The sequence below is a fragment of the Planktothricoides raciborskii GIHE-MW2 genome (genome assembly GCF_040564635.1).
GTDB classification, from domain to species: domain Bacteria; phylum Cyanobacteriota; class Cyanobacteriia; order Cyanobacteriales; family Laspinemataceae; genus Planktothricoides; species Planktothricoides raciborskii.
On the sequence record NZ_CP159837.1, the window covers coordinates 5,700,880 to 5,717,113 of the forward strand.

The following is a 16,234-nucleotide window of genomic DNA, read 5'->3' on the forward strand; positions in this document are numbered from 1 at the left end:
AGGGCTTGAAGACTTGTTTACCCGTTTCACGCCGCCCATCAGAGAGACGCATTAGCCAGTTATTGACAAGGACAAATGTCAATTTTAGCGTCAATTTTAGCTTGCTGCCGCGATTTCGCCAATCCTGACGATCGCTACCAAGAGTGCTGGGGGTTCAAAAAATTTTTTGAACTTGGAACCGTGAGCGGTTTATTGCAATTTTAGCAGTAAATGCGCTTATCTACTGCTTTGAGTTTTTCTCCGATTTTAATCACCGCTTTTCCAGGCGATCGCGCCCTCTACTGCTCATTAAGCATAACCCCATTGAGCATAACATTTTGCCAAGAGGAAATTCAGGCTTGGTCAAGAAACGCTCATAAATAATAAATAATTGATAATTATTTATTATTTATTATTTATTATTGCTGACGCCGCCGTTCGGCGAGTTGCAGTAAAATACTGGCGTGGATTTCGCGGGTAATGGGATAAAAGTAGGCAAAAACTAAGCCCCCTAAGAGAACCAAGGTAGGCAAAGGCCCGATCGCCACTCGAATGGCCATGAGTGCAGATAGGGGTTGTTCGGGCAAAGGTTGTCCGGCAACTCGTTCGATAAACCCCGCCGACTCTAAGGAAATGCCGACCAAAAATAAACCCACCGCTAGACCGATTTTTTGCAGCAACACCATGAAAGCGTAGAAAATGCCCTCACGACGTTGCCCTGTTTTCAGTTCGTCGAGGTCGATAGTATCGGGCACCATTGACCAGGGAATTAGATAAGCGGTGGAGACACCACACCCGGCTAGGACTGCGAGGAAATACATGAGAGGAATTTGGTCTGGTTGCAGAAAAAATAGTCCCCCTTGGGCAACGATCCACAAACTAACTCCCATAAAATAGACGGCTTTTTTGCCGTAGCGATCGCTGACTTTGCTCCAAACAAATAACATCAACAGAGCGGTTCCTTGCACCATAATAGCCACTTGGGGAAATTTTTTCTCTTCGAGTTGCATACAGTTGACCACGAAATAGGGAAGTATGGAGGCGGTCATTTGCACCGCTAACCAGGAACAGAGATAGATGCCAATGACTAGGAGAAACGGGCGATTACTCCAGACAATTTTTAACTGTTCGGCTATGGGCAACGATACCGGCTCTTCCATTTCTGGTTGCCTTTGGGTCATCATGGTCAAGCGGTGACGAGTGCCAAAAAAGCACCAGTAAATCGGTAAAACCGAAATCAAGGCACAGATACCGCTGAGAATCAAATAACGTTGCTGGGGGTCTTCAACGGTGCCAAAAATTACTTGGGCTAATATTAGGGAGCCAATACTGCCACCGATGGAAAACGCGAAGCGAAAACTATTTAAACTGGTGCGTTCGTTGTAGTCCTGGGTCAGTTCTGGGGTTAAGGCCGTGTAGGGCAAGTTGATGGCGGTATAGCCCAGGTTAAATAAGACCCCGATCGCTACATAGTAAGCAAATAACCCCCATTGACCCAAGGGTGGGACAATCCATTGGCAAAAGAATAGAATGCCAAAGGGTATAGCCCCAAAAATCATCCAGGGATAGCGTCTACCCCAACGGGACTTGGTGCGATCGCTTAATACCCCGACAATCGGGTCGTTGATGGCATCAGAAATTTTGCCAATCATTAAAATACTTCCGGCCAACCCCGCAGGCAGACCGGCCACATTGGTAAAAAATATCATTAAGAAGAATACTAAGATGTTGGCAGTGATGGCCGCACCGAGATCCCCCGCCCCAAAAGCCAATTTGGTGGAAAAATTCATCGGCGGGGCGATCGATACCTGAGCCTGTGAGGGATTGGAGGGAGAATCATTCATGGTTTTGATGATAATTGCTAATAATTAATTTCTAGGGTTATGACTGATTTATATGTTTCTTGGCCAGAGTATCATCAAACAATTGAGCAGTTAGCTGCCCAAATTTATATTGATGGCTGGCAATTTAATCAAATTGTTTGTTTAGCGCGGGGTGGGTTACGGATTGGCGATGTGTTATCGCGGATTTACCGGCAACCTCTGGCAATTCTAGCAGTCTCTTCTTATGGTGGGGTGATGGGTCAAGACCAGGGAAAAGTGGCGATCGCCTCCCACATAACCATGACCAGCCAGAGTTTGGGGAGTCGGCTGCTGTTGGTAGATGACTTAGTAGACTCTGGGGGGTCGATCCAAGAAGCGATCGCCTGGTTAAATCGTCATTATGGACAGGAAATCCAGGAAATTCGGACTGCGGTACTGTGGTACAAAGCTGGTTCGCGGTTCCATCCCGATTATTTTGTGGATTATCTGCCAGATAATCCCTGGATTCATCAGCCGTTTGAACGATATGAGACAATCGACCCAGGAGAACTCGCGGCAATGGTTAACAACACCAGGAATACCAGCATATTTTGAGGATAATTGAGGATAATTATTCTGGTAGAAGCAATCGATTGCGGAATCAAGTTAAAATCTGTCTAACGATAAGCGTGGATCGTCTTTGTGCAGGAGTTTGTGTTTTGGATAACCCCAGTCTGTCTAAAAAATCAGAATTAACCTCTTACTCGGCGATCGCCGGTGAGGATATTCCCCAAGCGGTTCGGGAGCCAGGAAAAAAACCGTTGGTTATAGCATCTGAGTCTCGACCCAAAGCGCTTTGGGCGATTGGGGGATTGATTGTCTTAGGTGCCATAGGTGCGATAGGCGCGATCGCCACCAGTGCCGGAGTTTGGTATGTTTGGCCTGGGCAACAGAACTCTCAGGAAGCGACCGCCAATTCAACTGCCAATTCAACTACCAATTCAACGTCCAATTCAACTTCAGCGGTGGCCACCGCAGCTTCTCCCGCAGCAGACGTGAATGCTTCTGCCCCTCAACAGACGGAAAACATACTCGGGCATTTGCCATACGAAGAAGCCCCCGAGTCAGAACTCAGCCCAATTACTTCCGATGGTAGGCTGAAAATGCGCCAAGCGGCAGCCGAGGCATTTCTAAAAATGCAGGAAGCGGCCCGTTTAGATGGGGTTGAATTAGTAGCGATTTCCGCATTTAGAACCTTAGAAGACCAAGATTATTTGTTTTTTAGGATGAAAGCCGAACGGGGTCAAGGGGCGACAAAACGGGCGGAAGTTAGCGCCCCTCCAGGGTATAGCGAACACCACACGGGCTATGCGGTAGATATTGGGGATGGGAATGTTCCGGCTACGGATTTAAGCAAGAGTTTTGAAAATACTCCGGCATTTAAGTGGCTAGAAGAAAATGCCCCTTACTATAGTTTTGAGTTATCGTTTCCAGAAAATAACCCCCAAGGAATTAGTTATGAACCTTGGCATTGGCGCTTTGTGGGCGATCGCCATAGCCTAGAAACGTTCTACAGAGCACAAACTTTAAAATAATTAAGTGATTAATTATGATCAAAATTAGGGTGTGTTCGGCGCAAAAATTAGATGTTTTTAGACTTTAAATTAATCAGGACTTACGCAGTGACGCTATATGTAGCGTACTAAGGAGAAGCGCGATCGCCAACCCCAAAAAAATCTGGAAATGGAGAATAATGAATGTTAAAATAGCATCAGAATTCATGCCCAAAACTATGAGCATCAATTATTTATACTATTGCCAGTATCTCCTGACTAGCCAAATCAATTATACTCTAACCAACTTCGCTGAACATATTCAAGAGTTTAGCCATGATACAATTAATCGTTACTTGAATTCAGAAAACTTAACACCCGAAGTGATTTGGGAAAAAGTGCATTCAGAACTTCCTCGCCATCCCGAAGCTTGTTTGGTTTTTGATGATACGGTACTCGACAAGAGATTTTCCTCGAAAATTGAACTTGTCCGCCGTCAATATAGTGGCAATGAACATCGAGTGATTCGAGGAATTGGTTTAATAAGCTGTATTTATGTAAATCCCGAAACGGGATACTATTCAGTGATTGATTATCGAATTTACGATCCAGATGGGGATGGTCACACCAAGCTGGATCATGTAGCAGATATGCTGAATGATGTCGTCTTTAAAAAAAAGATTCCTGTAGCGAAAGTGCTTATAGCTGGTATGCAGCCCAAAAGCTAATGGCTTTGATTGATAATTTGGGGAAAATTTATTATGTTCCGCTCAAAAAAAACCGGTTGGTTGATGATACAGGAGGTCAAAAAAAATATCAGCCTATTGAACAGTTAATTTGGTCTGAGATTGAAAAAAAACAGGGAAAAATAATCAAAATCAACAAATTTCCTAAGGATAAAAAAGTCAAACTATTTCGGGTGACTGTTTCTGCCAACAGAACGGAATATGTAGCTACAAATGATTTAAATCAGTCTTCAATAGATGAAGTCATATCTGAATGTAAACGGCGATGGAAAATTGAGGAATTCCACCGAGAGATTAAACAATTAACCGGGATCGAATCTTGTCAATGCCGTCGAGCGAATATTCAAAAAAATCACATTGCTTGCGCTTTATTGGTTTGGGTTTTTCTGACTCGTATGGCTAAGAAAGTTTCTCAAACTGTCTATCAGTTAAAAGCTGGTTTATTAGCAGATTACCTGAGCCAAGAGCTTAAACATCCCTCTCTGAAACTTTCTTTTATTTAGTTTACTCATCAATTCAAACACAGATTGATTCTCTTTATTATCAGCGATTTGCACGTAGCGTGCCGGAAGCATATCGTGCTTCTGTCTGAATCAAGCGATCGCCTGATCCTTAATGCGCTATATATAGCGTCCTTGCGTAAGTCCTGTTAATGTGAAATACCGCGCCGTAACGCACCAATAACCCCAAAAAAACCCTCTATTACCGTAGGGTGTGTTAGGCTAGGAAGATGATCGGCTAAAATCTATCTAATGAGCCAATCTCTATAATAGGAGAGGTCAAAATGGTACATACACTTACAAAACCGGAAACCGAAACGCTGTTACTTGAGTTACCCAGAACCCTAAAACTTTATGTCACCCAGGAACAATTTACAGCCCTAGCAGCCAGCAATCGAGAATTACGACTGGAGAGAACCGCAAAAGCAGAGTTAATTGTGAATCCACTAACAGGTTGGGAAACTGGAAAAGGTAATTTCAGCATCATCGGACAACTGCATCGCCGGTATGAAGATTATCAACAGGGAGAAGCATTTGACTTTTAATACGGGATTTATTTTACCCAATGGGGCAAATCGTTCTCCCGATGCTTGTTGGATGGATTAGTCAAGAACGTTGGGATGCACTGACGGATGAACAAAGAGGTGCATTTCCGAATATTTGCCCGGATTTTGTGGTGTAATTGCGTTCTGCTTCTGATACTCTGAAGTCGCTACAAGAGAAAATGCAAGAGTATATGGAGAATGGGGCTAGACTGGGTTGGTTAATCGATCCGCAAAATAGAATTGTGGAAGTTTATCGAGTGGGTTTAGAAGTAGAGATATTGTCAAATCCGGCTGAGTTATCCGGTGAGGAAGTATTCCCCGGTTTTGTGTTTAATTTGCGTCGGGTTTGGGGTTAGAACCTGCCCCCGCTTTCGTCGGGGGACGGGGGGCGATCGCATAAAATAGGTGAATAGAAACAAAAACCCGGTTTCTCAACGGAGTTTTAGGCAACCGATAAAAATTTGAGTCAGAAACCGAGTTTTTGACCGACTAAATCGCTAATCTCTATGATAGGAAAAGTCAAGATGGTACAGAGACACCCGCAAAATCAGAAATGCGCTCTTATTTATGGAGACAAATAGAAACAATTAGATTTTCTTATGATAATTCAAGAAAATTGTTTATATATCTCTATGCCTCTGAAAAAAAGCTGTAAATTACTCCATATAACAGAAATAGACTAAAGGCGATCGGGGAGCAATCGAGGATAATTCAAAAAATATTACCGCAATTAAACATTCGTATTAGTAAATACTTATTGTCTTTTGCTTCATAAAACTTTATAATCTGCCTCTAGTCATAGACTTTTAACAATGCAACATAGAAAAAACATAAGTAAATCTCATGTTTTAGATTAAGTTTTACTAATGTTGCTGGACTATGGCCAACGTTTCACCCATAGCGATGACCCATTGCCCAATGAATACCTTTAGTCAAACGATTTGGTTAGTCCCGATCTACGCCGTACTCGGCGCGGTGCTGACTTTGCCTTGGTCGCCCGGTCTGATTCGTCGGTCAGGCCCACGACCGGCTGGCTATATTAACTTACTAATGACTGCAATAGCCGTAGGCCACAGTTTTTTGGCTTTGGGGGAGGTTTGGTCAGCCCCCAGAAAATTCTCGATTAACTGGCTGCACGCCGCTTCTCTGAATATTACTTTCGACGTGACAGTCACCGCCACCACCGTGGGGGCGTTAGTTGTAATTTTGGGTTTAAACTTGTTAACCCAAATTTATGCGATCGCCTATCTAGAAATGGATTGGGGTTGGGCGCGGTTCTATGCCTTGCTTGCTGGTTTTGAGGCGGGGATGGCTGCCCTAATGCTAACCAACTCTCTGTTTTTCAGCTATGTAATGCTGGAAATTCTCACCTTGGGAACCTACTTATTAATTGGTTTCTGGTTTAACCAATCCCTAGTGGTGACAGGCGCCCGGGACGGCTTCCTGACTAAGCGGGTTGGTGACTTAGTATTGCTGATGGGTGTGGTAGCCCTCTATCCCCTGGCAGGCACTTGGAACTACGATGAATTGGCTGCCTGGGCAAGTACCGCCAAATTAGACCCCACCGTTGCCACCCTCCTCGGTTTTGCCTTACTCGCAGGCCCGTTGGGGAAATGCGCTCAATTCCCTTTGCAGCTTTGGCTGGATGAAGCGATGGAAGGCCCAATGCCTGCGACTGTGTTGCGGAATTCGGTGGTGGTTTCCACTGGGGCGTGGGTGTTGATAAAAATGCAGCCTATTCTCGATCTGTCTCCGGTGGTGGTAAGTGCGGAAATTTTTGTCGGCGCGTTTACAGCGGTAAGTTGTGCGGCGATCGCCTTAGCCCAAATTGATATTAAGCGAATATTCTCCTACGCCACCAGTAGCTATTTGGGCGTCGTGTTCATTGCTGTGGGTACGGGAGAAGCTGAAGCCGCCCTAGTCTTACTCTTGACTTATGCGGTGGCTATGGCTCTAATGCTGATGAGTGTTGGCGGCATTATTCTTAACAATGTCTCCCAAGATATTACCCAATTCGGTGGCCTGTGGTCGCGGCGACCAGTTTCGGCAATTTGCTTTGTCGTGGGAGCTTTGTCTCTGGTAGCAGTGCCGCCCCTGGGTTGCTTCTGGGGTCTGGCAACCATTGCCAACAGCTTGCCCCCGGTATTATTAACCGTCTTGTTATTGGTGAACGGCTTAACCGCTTGCAGTTTGGCGCGGGTATTTGGTCATATGTTTACGGGTTCAGCAACCGACTGGACGAAGCGATCGCCAGAAGGTTTATGGGCGTTGGTGTTGCCCATGACCGTGTTACTGGGTATTGCTCTGCATTTGCCGCAACTGTTAGCAGTCTTGGGACTATTACCAGATTTGGCTTTAATCATAGAACCCACCACCTTATTATTAATCGGCTCAACCATAACTGGTGCCGGAGTTGGTTTATACCTCTATGTGGGCGATCTCATACCGAAGCCCATTCGCTTGCCTTACCCAGGGGTGCAAGATTTCTTTGCCTACGACTTATACACCGCCCAACTATATAAAGTAACGGTGATTTTCGTAGTGGGATTTGTGGCTAAGGCGATTGATTGGTGCGATCGCGTCTTAGTTGATGGAGCGGTGAACTTAGTCGGACTGTTCACCATTGCCAGCGGCGAAAGCTTGAAATACAACACCAGCGGACAAGTGCAATTTTATGCCTTGTCGATATTGCTTGGCACCATTCTATTTGGCTTACTGCTGTCCTATCCTCTGCTGTCTAATTTGCATTTGTCCCTGTTTTAAATTCCCCAACCAAATAGAGAAACTATGTTAACCCCATTACTTCTGGTGCCTCTGCTGGGGGCGATCGCGATCGCCCTGTACCCAAAACCCCAAGCCAGTCGAGAAATCGCCACAGCTTTCAGCCTTGCCAGTCTGGGCTGGGCAGTTTACTTGCTCAGTGAGTTGAACTTGAACCTAGGCGCTGTCCAATTTAGTGAATTCCATTCCTGGGTTCAACCCTTGGGTCTCAACTACAGCCTGGGAGTCGATGGTCTATCCCTGCCCCTGCTGACCCTAAATAGTCTCCTGACCGTAGTTGCCCTATACACCAATCGACCACAGCTAAATCGTCCTCGCCTTCATAACAGCCTAATACTGTTAATTAACGCGGGAATTGCCGGAGCGCTGATGTCCCAAAACCTGCTACTCTTCATCATCTTTTACGAGTTAGAACTAATTCCGTTCTATCTACTGATTGCTATCTGGGGTGGGGAAAAGCGCGGCTACGCTTCTACGAAGTTTTTACTCTATACCGCTGTTTCCGGTTTGCTGGTGATTTTCTCCTTCTTGGGTATCGCCTTCACCAGTGAATCGTTCAGCTTTGAATTTGGCCAACTGCAATTGCAAGCATTTTCAGGACTGGATTTAGTTACCCAACTGTTGCTATTAACCCCCTTACTAATTGGCTTTGCCATTAAAACCCCCCTGGTTCCCCTGCATACTTGGATGCCAGACACTTATGTGGAAGCCTCTCCCAGTACCACGATTTTGCTCGGTGGTATATTCGCCAAGTTGGGAACTTATGGCCTGTTGCGCTTTGGTTTGCAACTGTTCCCGGTAGCATGGCAAACCGTCGCCCCCGGTTTGGCCATCATTGGCACCGTCAGCGTAATTTATGGAGCTATGAGCGCGATCGCCCAACGGGATATTAAGCGCATGGTGGCTTATAGCTCCATCGGTCACATGGGTTATATTCTCGTAGCCTCGGCTGCGGGAACCGAACTGAGTGTCTTAGGGGCGATCGCGCAAATGGTTGCCCACGGCTTAATCTTAGCCCTGCTGTTCTACCTCGTCGGCATCGTCGAACAAACCACTGGCACCCGTGACTTAGACATTCTCAACGGGTTAATGAACCCCATTCGCGGCTTGCCCCTGACCAGTGCGTTGCTAATTCTCGCGGGCATGGCCAGCGCCGGAATTCCTGGACTGGTAGGATTTGCCGCTGAATTTGTCGTCTTTCAAGGTAGTTTTGCCACCTTCCCCATTCCCACCCTGATTTGTATCATCTCCTCTGGGTTAACCGCCGTCTATTTTGTCATTTTGATTAACCGCACTTGCTTCGGCAAATTGGACAATAGTCGCGCTTATTATGCTCGCGTCACCGTCAAAGATCAATGGCCAGCCTTAGTGCTCACGGCAATCATTCTATTTTTAGGCATCCAACCGAACGGACTATTGCGTTGGATGGAACCCACCAGCACCACGATGGTTGCTCAATTACATTACCCAAAGATCAGCAATCGCGGAGGGCAATTTGATGCATATAATCCCGCAGTCGTCCCCAAGGGGATTGATAATCTCCCCTTTGTCAAGGAAATGATTCGGCATATACCCCTAAAATAGGGATAGAGGTAGCAGAGGTAGTAGAGGTAGCGGTGACACTCCGAAGCATCAAAAAAACCCGGTTTCTTCTGTGAATATTAAAATTTATCTGCGAAATACCAAAAAGAAACCGGGTTTCACAAAACCAATAACCACCAACCAATAACCACCAACCAATAACCACCAACTAATAACAAAATATGTCTGCAACTTTGACTCACAATACAAAAATACCGCCTTCTACTCACAAATATGCTGATGTTATTCATCGCCTGGAAGCGGGCGGTTCGATGTTACCAGATACACCAGAAAACTTAATGCAAATTATCGGCATTTACAAAGCTTATGCCGTGCCGATGGACTTTTATTGGCGCGATTTACTTTATATTGCCGAACGAGTTTTTCTCGATCCTTTACCCTTCTTTAAATATTTCTTGCCCCAGGAATATTTAGACCTGCCTAACCACTATGCCGGGGATACCGCAGATTATCGCGTTTGGCAAAAAGGCAAAGCAACTGCCCACCCGGAATTGTTGGAGTTTATGGACAAAGGAGAGTTAAAGAAAAAACTCCCGAAATTGTTCCATCACCTGTGGCACGATCGCGTTAATATGGAGTTTGCCGAAGCCTGTATGCGGGCAATGTTGTGGCATCAAGGAATGGGCGGTCAATTTTATGATTACCTGGAAAGTGAGGAATATATCGCTAACTGCGATCGGGCCATCAAAGCTTACTTTAAAGGCAATCCCTTGATGCTGGGTTTATATAAACTATTCCCGGAAATGTTCTATGAAAAAGTCCGGGAACTGTCCTACTATGCCAACCTCGGATTATTCTGGGAAGTCATGGCCCCGGTCTTCTTTGAAATGAGCGATCGCTATGATGCCGGGGACTTTAAAACCGTCCCGGACGCCATGAACTTTCTAGTAAATGGCATCTTTATCGCTGCCGGACGACCCATCTATCATCATGTGTATATTGGTGGGGAATGCTATGAAATCATCCCCAAATCCAAAGGCTTTATGTGGCTTTATGAAGCCGCATTACCCTACGTTGAAGCAGTATTTTATCGCACCGCACCGTTCCGAGGCACAAAATCATATAACGCCCAAGCCAAACAAGTCCCAGCAGAGCAAAAAGACTTTCACTATGGCATCCTTTATGCCGATGTTTTCCCAGTGGGTACGGCGGGAATTCCCCCCACATTATTAATGCAAGATATGCTGCATTTTTTGCCCCCATATCTAGTAGAATATTACCAGAAATATTGCCGGGGGGAAGATGATGTGTTGATTCAATTAGGGATTACTTTTCAGCGATCGATGTACAACGTCACCTCCGCCGTAATTCAAGCCTTACGGACGGCTTTACTCTATCCCTTAGACGACCCCAACCCGGAACACTTATTAAAAAATCGTCAATTCTTTGAAGGCCAAATGGATCGTTTTCTCCGTCCCGAAGCCCGGTTAACCGACATTCAGCGGCAGGACTATCGGTAAGAGAGGGTGTAGGGTGTAGGGTGTAGGGAAGAGTGAATAGTGAATAGTGAATAGTAAATAGTGAATAGTGATATTTTTTTTGTACGGGCGAATGGCCATATAGCCTGACGGATTATGCTTCGCAAGGACGCCCCTACGACTTTTCACTTTTAACTTTTCACTTTCCCCCCCCCACACCGATGGCTGCCGATGGCGGCCGATGGCGGCCCCAACAAACAACAAACAACAAACAACAAACAACAAACAACAAACAACAAACAACAAACAACAAACAACAAACAACAAACAACAAACAACAAACAACAAACAACATTATGCCTAATATTGTCGAAATCGCTGTCAGTAATGATGCCTTTACCACCTTGGTGACTGCTGTCAAAGTAGCAGGCTTAGTTGAGGCATTACAACAACCAGGACCATTCACGGTTTTTGCCCCGAATGATGACGCCTTTGCCAAATTATTGCCGGGAACAGTGGATACATTAGTCCAGAATATTCCTCAGCTTCAGCGGATTTTAAAATATCATGTAGTAGCAGGTAATTATACCACAAATGAGTTAAAAAATCTGTCAACCTTAACATCTTTGGAAGGTTCGCCGATTCCGATTCGCTGTGGGGATATTTTTGAAGTCAAAAATGCCACAGTTTTGGCGGCAGATATTGAGGCAACTAACGGGGTTATTCATGTAATTGATACAGTCATTTTAATGGGATAGAGTACAGCAGAAACCGGGTTTCTTAATTAACCTCTGGGATATTTTCCCCAAAAATGGGCTTTTATCTCTTTGTGACCTTTGTGCCTTTGTGGTAAAATAAAAAATATAAAACCACAAAGACACAAAGGACACAAAGGTTGTTGGTTTTTCTTTGTGTCTTTGTTCTTTCGTAGCCGGGGGGAAATTACAGCTTTAGGTCTTCAGGTTTTGGTCGGGGAACATTCCAAGGAAGTTGTTGCACCCAATGGACTTTTTTCACCACAAACAGATTATTGATAGTATAAAAAGCAATTTTTGAATTTCCTTGAGACTTATCTTCAATTCGCAGTAACAAGCGAATATAAAACTTTGCCGGTTCTTTTAGTAATATACTGAGGCGCATAAATCTTTTGCGTCTTCGCTTATCTTTATTCAGCCTTGCCAGATTAATCAAAGCGCCATCAAGTTTCAGGGTTCCCGTTTCCGGATCTCTGGTTAATGCCGCTTCGCTGGATAATTTTTCTTTAAACCTAGTTCCCGGTGACAAAACCGTAAACATTTGCGGGGGTAATAGGTCAAATGTAGAACCAGGAGGCACGCGCACCAAGCGTTTGGATTCCCCATCTACGGAAATCAAACAACTATAATCCCACTCTAAATAAATCCATTGATGCTGGGAAATGTTCTTAATAATGATGTCTACATTTGAAGGCAAAGCACTCCGGTCATATCTGGGTTTCATTTTAAATTCAATGCTAATCACCTCTTTTAATAGTTGTAATTCTAGTTGGTTTTGTAAATCTTGCTTGTCAAAAGTTATTTCTACCTGTTCAATAAATAAGGCAGAAATCATCTGCAATAATACATAAGAAATGCAGGTTAAATAGATAATTATGAGGAAAAAATCTAAATCGTTCACAATTATTTGAAAAATTATTGTTTATTTGTTATTGTTTATTGGTTGTTTATTATTGTTTATTTATTCGTTGGTGTTTGGTGGTTATTTTTTGGTGTTTATTTGCTCCTTGTTGGTGGTTGGTGGTCAACAAACGACAAACAACAAATAACAAACAACAAACAATTATTCTGAACAAGAGATGATGCAAAATATTTTAACCCCAATTAAACAAAATTAAAATTTTATGGTGGTAAACTGTTACATTTTTTAACAATTGGCGAGGGATGCACGCAACCGCAAAGCTGAGAAGCTATAATAAATAAAATGTTTCTGTATTACTAGGATCATTACTAAAATAGAAGTTACGAAATCTAACCCAGGAAATTGATTCACAATATTCTGGTTCTGATCTGGATCGTAATTTAGGCCAAAATTTAACATGGAACTAACATGGAACTCGCTCTTAAATTTTTGGGAATTGCCATTGAAGCATTTATTATCTCCAGTATCTTGACCAAAGGGTTTAGACTGGTATCAGAACCCAGTGATGCAGATGTGACTTGGGGATTTTTACTCATTGTATCAGCGATCGCTGTGGGGATTGGCAGCCTCTTTTTTTGGTTTCCTGATTTACGCAAGTTTTTTAATAAAAATGAAAAATAGGAGAGTTAGCTATGAAGAAAATTACTCAACTTCTTTTATTAAGTGTAGTCGGTTGGGGGTTGACCTCCTGTACTACCATTAAACCCGGATATGTGGGGATTAGAATTAATAATTTTGGGGGCGATCGCGGGGTTCAAGACTATACCCTAGAAACAGGTCGGGTGATGTATAATCCTTGGACGGAAGAAATATATACCTTTCCGGTCTTTGTACAAAACTATGTTTGGACAAAAGATATTAATGAAGGCAGTAGCACCGATGAATCGATTACTTTTAATAGCATTGAAGGGGCAGTAGTGAATGCGGATGTGGCGATTTCTTTCGTTTTTAAACGGGAAAAAGTCCCGCAAATTTTCCAAGAATATCGCCAGACTGCTGATGATATTACATCGACGATTATTAGAGCGCAAGTGCGGGATGCGATTAATTTAGTCGCCAGTAAAATGAAAGTAACGGATATTTTTGGCGCGGGCAAAGAAGGACTTTTAACTGAAGTGAAAAATATCCTCAATCAGCGCTTAGAAGCAAAAGGAATTCAGGTGCAGTTAATTACCTTTGTCAATGCCCTGCGAGTGGATCAGCAAGTACAAAATTCCATTAATGCCACCCTAACTGCAGCCCAAAAAGCAGCGGAAGCAGAAAATCGCTTAAAACAAGCGCAAACGGAACTGGAAATTGCCAAAATTAATGCTCAATCAAATAAGGTTTTGAGTGATTCAATTACTCCCCAATTGCTTCAGAAAGAAGCCCTGGAAAAATGGAATGGTCAACTACCTATGTCTACCAGTGGGATGCCTTTTTTAGATTTGCCAACGAATAAGTAATTGAATCAATTATAGGACTTACGCACGGTGCTGATATTTAGGGTTTTGTAGGGGCAATCCCCCCGTGGTTGCCCCTATATATAGGGTTAGTGCGTAAGTCCTAAATTAGTCATTCATGCGATCGCTATTTCTGGGCAGCGGATATATTTGGGCAACGGATAGGTTTGGGTTGGGGGCGATCGCTAGAAAGTATTTATATTGTAGGGTGGGCAAAACTCTACCATCATATATGGTAGGTTGGGTAAAAATTTTTGCCCACCCGAAGAATCTTAGGGGCTGTGGGATGAATTGTTGTAAATGGTATAAGATTGATGGGAAAATATCAACAGTTAACTAAGAAACCCGGTTTCTCTCTGACGGTTTCAGGTCTTGTATGCAGATAAAAATCAAAAACCTCGGTATTTTAAAACAAGCAGAATTTTCCCTGGGAAATTTCACGATTATTTGTGGCGGCAATAATACGGGTAAAACCTATGCGACTTATGCTCTATTTGGCTTTTTGTTCTATTGGAAGCAAGTAATATCGATTGATATCAAAGATGCCACAATTCAGCAATTACTCAAAGATGGCGTGATTCACCTAGATATTGCCCAATATAGCCAAGAAATTGCGAACATTCTGGCTAAAGGTTGTCAGCAATATACGGCTTTATTGCCGAAAATTTTTGCCGCTCCCGAAACTCGGTTTAAAAATACAGAGTTTCAAGTCTATCTGACCGATCGACCCAACTATTTACAACGGCAATACCAAGAATCAATTGGTTCAGCCAATGTGGATCTATTTTCCCTGGTAAAAAATGCCGATAGCCCAGATTTGACGATCGCTTTGCTGCTGAAAAAAGAGCCAATTAAGTTTCCCACCGAGATTATTAAGCAAATTATCAGTGATGCCGTCAAAGAGATTCTTTTTGGGGATTTTTTCCCAAATCCTTTTATTGCGAGTGCCGAAAGAACTGGCACCGCAATTTTTAGAAAAGAATTAAATTTTGCCCGCAACCGGCTACTGGAAGAATTGAGTCAATCGGATAGAACAATTGACCCAATGGAATTGTTATTTAAAGGATATGATGATTATGCTTTGCCGATTAAAAGCAATGTAGAATTTACCCGAAAATTAGAAAGTATTTTTAAGCAAACTAGCTTTATTGCCGAACATCACCCGGATTTACTCCAGATTTTTGCGGAGATGATTGGCGGTGATTATACCGTCACACAACATGATGAACTTTATTATATTCCCCAGGGGAAAAAAGTAAAAATTTCAATGGATGAAAGTTCTAGTGCGGTGCGTTCTTTGTTGGACGTGGGCTTTTATTTAAAGCATATTGCTAAACCGGGAGATTTACTGATGATTGATGAACCAGAACTAAATCTTCACCCGGAAAATCAGCGGCGGATGGCCAGAATTTTGGCTCGATTGGTAAATCTGGGGATTCGGGTTTTTGTTACTACTCATAGTGACTATTTGATTAAAGAGTTAAACACTCTGATTATGCTGAATCAGGATAAGAATTATCTCAAGCAAATTGCCAAAGCTGAAGGCTATGTTCCTGAAGAATTGCTTTCAGTAGATCGCCTCAAAGTCTATATTGCCGAACTCGCATCGATTAAACTTGATGGGGGTCAGCGAAAAACTCGCTGCCAAACCCTGACCCCAGCGGATATTAGCCCAGAATTGGGAATTGAGGTGAAGAGTTTTGATAGCGCGATCGCCACCATGAACCGCATTCAAGAACAGATCATCTGGGGCGAATAATATGTATGAGTCAGAAGACCTGATAATTCTCGATCAAATGATTCAAGATAGTGCCAAAGTCCCCTTAACTGAAGCCTATGGTAAATTTCAAGTAGAGTTAAGAGAAACTCATGGAGTTAACTACGAAGTCACCATTAAAAATATTCCTAAAAATACTCTTGTGATTAAATCTGATGAGTTTCCCGCCCCGACCAAATTTTTTCAAGGAACCCAGGGAGAATGTAAACGGGCTGACTATTTAATTATTTCTGAAGATAACCAACGAAAATTTATTATTGTGATTGAAATGAAAGCTGGAAAAGCGATTGAAAAGGAAGTGATATATCAATCAACTGAGGGGTTCAGAATGCTTAATCGCTTATTGTGAGAAAATTGGTCAGCTATTTTGGCATCAGCCCAATTTTCTCACCGGGTATCAATATCGCTTTAT

The 16,234-nt window shown here is 43.3% G+C and carries 12 protein-coding genes and 2 pseudogenes; 12 read left to right on the forward strand and 2 right to left on the reverse strand.

Annotation, left to right across the window (positions count from 1 at the left end):
• Positions 1–398 precede the first annotated feature (398 nt).
• Positions 399–1,823, reverse strand: a complete 1,425-nt coding sequence (locus ABWT76_RS24405) for an MFS transporter (protein ID WP_054464117.1) — start codon at positions 1,821–1,823, stop codon at positions 399–401.
• 39 nt (positions 1,824–1,862) lie between these two features.
• On the opposite strand from ABWT76_RS24405, the gene ABWT76_RS24410 reads away from it, so the two are divergent.
• From ABWT76_RS24410 to ABWT76_RS24445, 8 genes and pseudogenes are all read left to right on the forward strand, one after another.
• The gene (locus ABWT76_RS24410; RefSeq protein ID WP_054464116.1) at positions 1,863–2,396 is read left to right on the forward strand and encodes a phosphoribosyltransferase; all 534 of its coding nucleotides are present in this window, start codon (positions 1,863–1,865) and stop codon (positions 2,394–2,396) included.
• A 74-nt stretch (positions 2,397–2,470) separates the two neighbouring features.
• Positions 2,471–3,376 carry a D-alanyl-D-alanine carboxypeptidase family protein gene (locus ABWT76_RS24415; RefSeq protein ID WP_313890711.1) on the forward strand — a complete coding sequence of 302 codons (906 nt, stop codon included), beginning with the start codon at positions 2,471–2,473 and terminating at the stop codon, positions 3,374–3,376.
• 197 nt (positions 3,377–3,573) lie between these two features.
• A pseudogene (locus ABWT76_RS24420) lies at positions 3,574–4,583 on the forward strand (transposase).
• A 281-nt stretch (positions 4,584–4,864) separates the two neighbouring features.
• Positions 4,865–5,481: pseudogene (locus ABWT76_RS24425) on the forward strand (Uma2 family endonuclease).
• A 523-nt stretch (positions 5,482–6,004) separates the two neighbouring features.
• Entirely contained in the window at positions 6,005–7,888 is a 1,884-nt protein-coding gene (locus ABWT76_RS24430; RefSeq protein ID WP_242053147.1) for an NAD(P)H-quinone oxidoreductase subunit F, read from the forward strand.
• A 24-nt stretch (positions 7,889–7,912) separates the two neighbouring features.
• Positions 7,913–9,490 carry an NADH-quinone oxidoreductase subunit M gene (locus ABWT76_RS24435; protein ID WP_082348683.1) on the forward strand — a complete coding sequence of 526 codons (1,578 nt, stop codon included), beginning with the start codon at positions 7,913–7,915 and terminating at the stop codon, positions 9,488–9,490.
• Positions 9,491–9,669: 179 nt separating this feature from the next.
• Positions 9,670–10,968, forward strand: a complete 1,299-nt coding sequence (locus tag ABWT76_RS24440) for a CO2 hydration protein (protein ID WP_054464113.1) — start codon at positions 9,670–9,672, stop codon at positions 10,966–10,968.
• Positions 10,969–11,282: 314 nt separating this feature from the next.
• On the forward strand, positions 11,283–11,684 hold the full coding sequence (locus tag ABWT76_RS24445; protein ID WP_054464269.1) for a fasciclin domain-containing protein: 402 nt from the start codon (positions 11,283–11,285) through the stop codon (positions 11,682–11,684).
• A 184-nt stretch (positions 11,685–11,868) separates the two neighbouring features.
• On the opposite strand, the gene ABWT76_RS24450 is transcribed toward ABWT76_RS24445, so the two are convergent.
• Positions 11,869–12,582, reverse strand: a complete 714-nt coding sequence (locus tag ABWT76_RS24450) for a hypothetical protein (RefSeq protein WP_054464112.1) — start codon at positions 12,580–12,582, stop codon at positions 11,869–11,871.
• A 429-nt stretch (positions 12,583–13,011) separates the two neighbouring features.
• Between ABWT76_RS24450 and ABWT76_RS24455 the strand changes: the two genes are divergently transcribed.
• The 4 genes from ABWT76_RS24455 to ABWT76_RS24470 all read left to right on the forward strand — a co-directional run bounded on the left by ABWT76_RS24455 (position 13,012) and on the right by ABWT76_RS24470 (position 16,171).
• Positions 13,012–13,224, forward strand: a complete 213-nt coding sequence (locus ABWT76_RS24455; protein WP_054464110.1) for a hypothetical protein — start codon at positions 13,012–13,014, stop codon at positions 13,222–13,224.
• Between the two features lie 11 nt (positions 13,225–13,235).
• Positions 13,236–14,048, forward strand: a complete 813-nt coding sequence (locus ABWT76_RS24460; protein ID WP_354635080.1) for an SPFH domain-containing protein — start codon at positions 13,236–13,238, stop codon at positions 14,046–14,048.
• A gap of 373 nt (positions 14,049–14,421) precedes the next feature.
• Positions 14,422–15,804 (forward strand): AAA family ATPase, encoded by a 1,383-nt coding sequence (locus ABWT76_RS24465; protein ID WP_354635081.1) that lies wholly within the window; start codon positions 14,422–14,424, stop codon positions 15,802–15,804.
• A 1-nt stretch (position 15,805) separates the two neighbouring features.
• Positions 15,806–16,171: a hypothetical protein gene (locus ABWT76_RS24470; RefSeq protein ID WP_354635082.1), complete on the forward strand. Its 366-nt coding sequence runs from the start codon at positions 15,806–15,808 to the stop codon at positions 16,169–16,171.
• Positions 16,172–16,234: the final 63 nt, after the last annotated feature.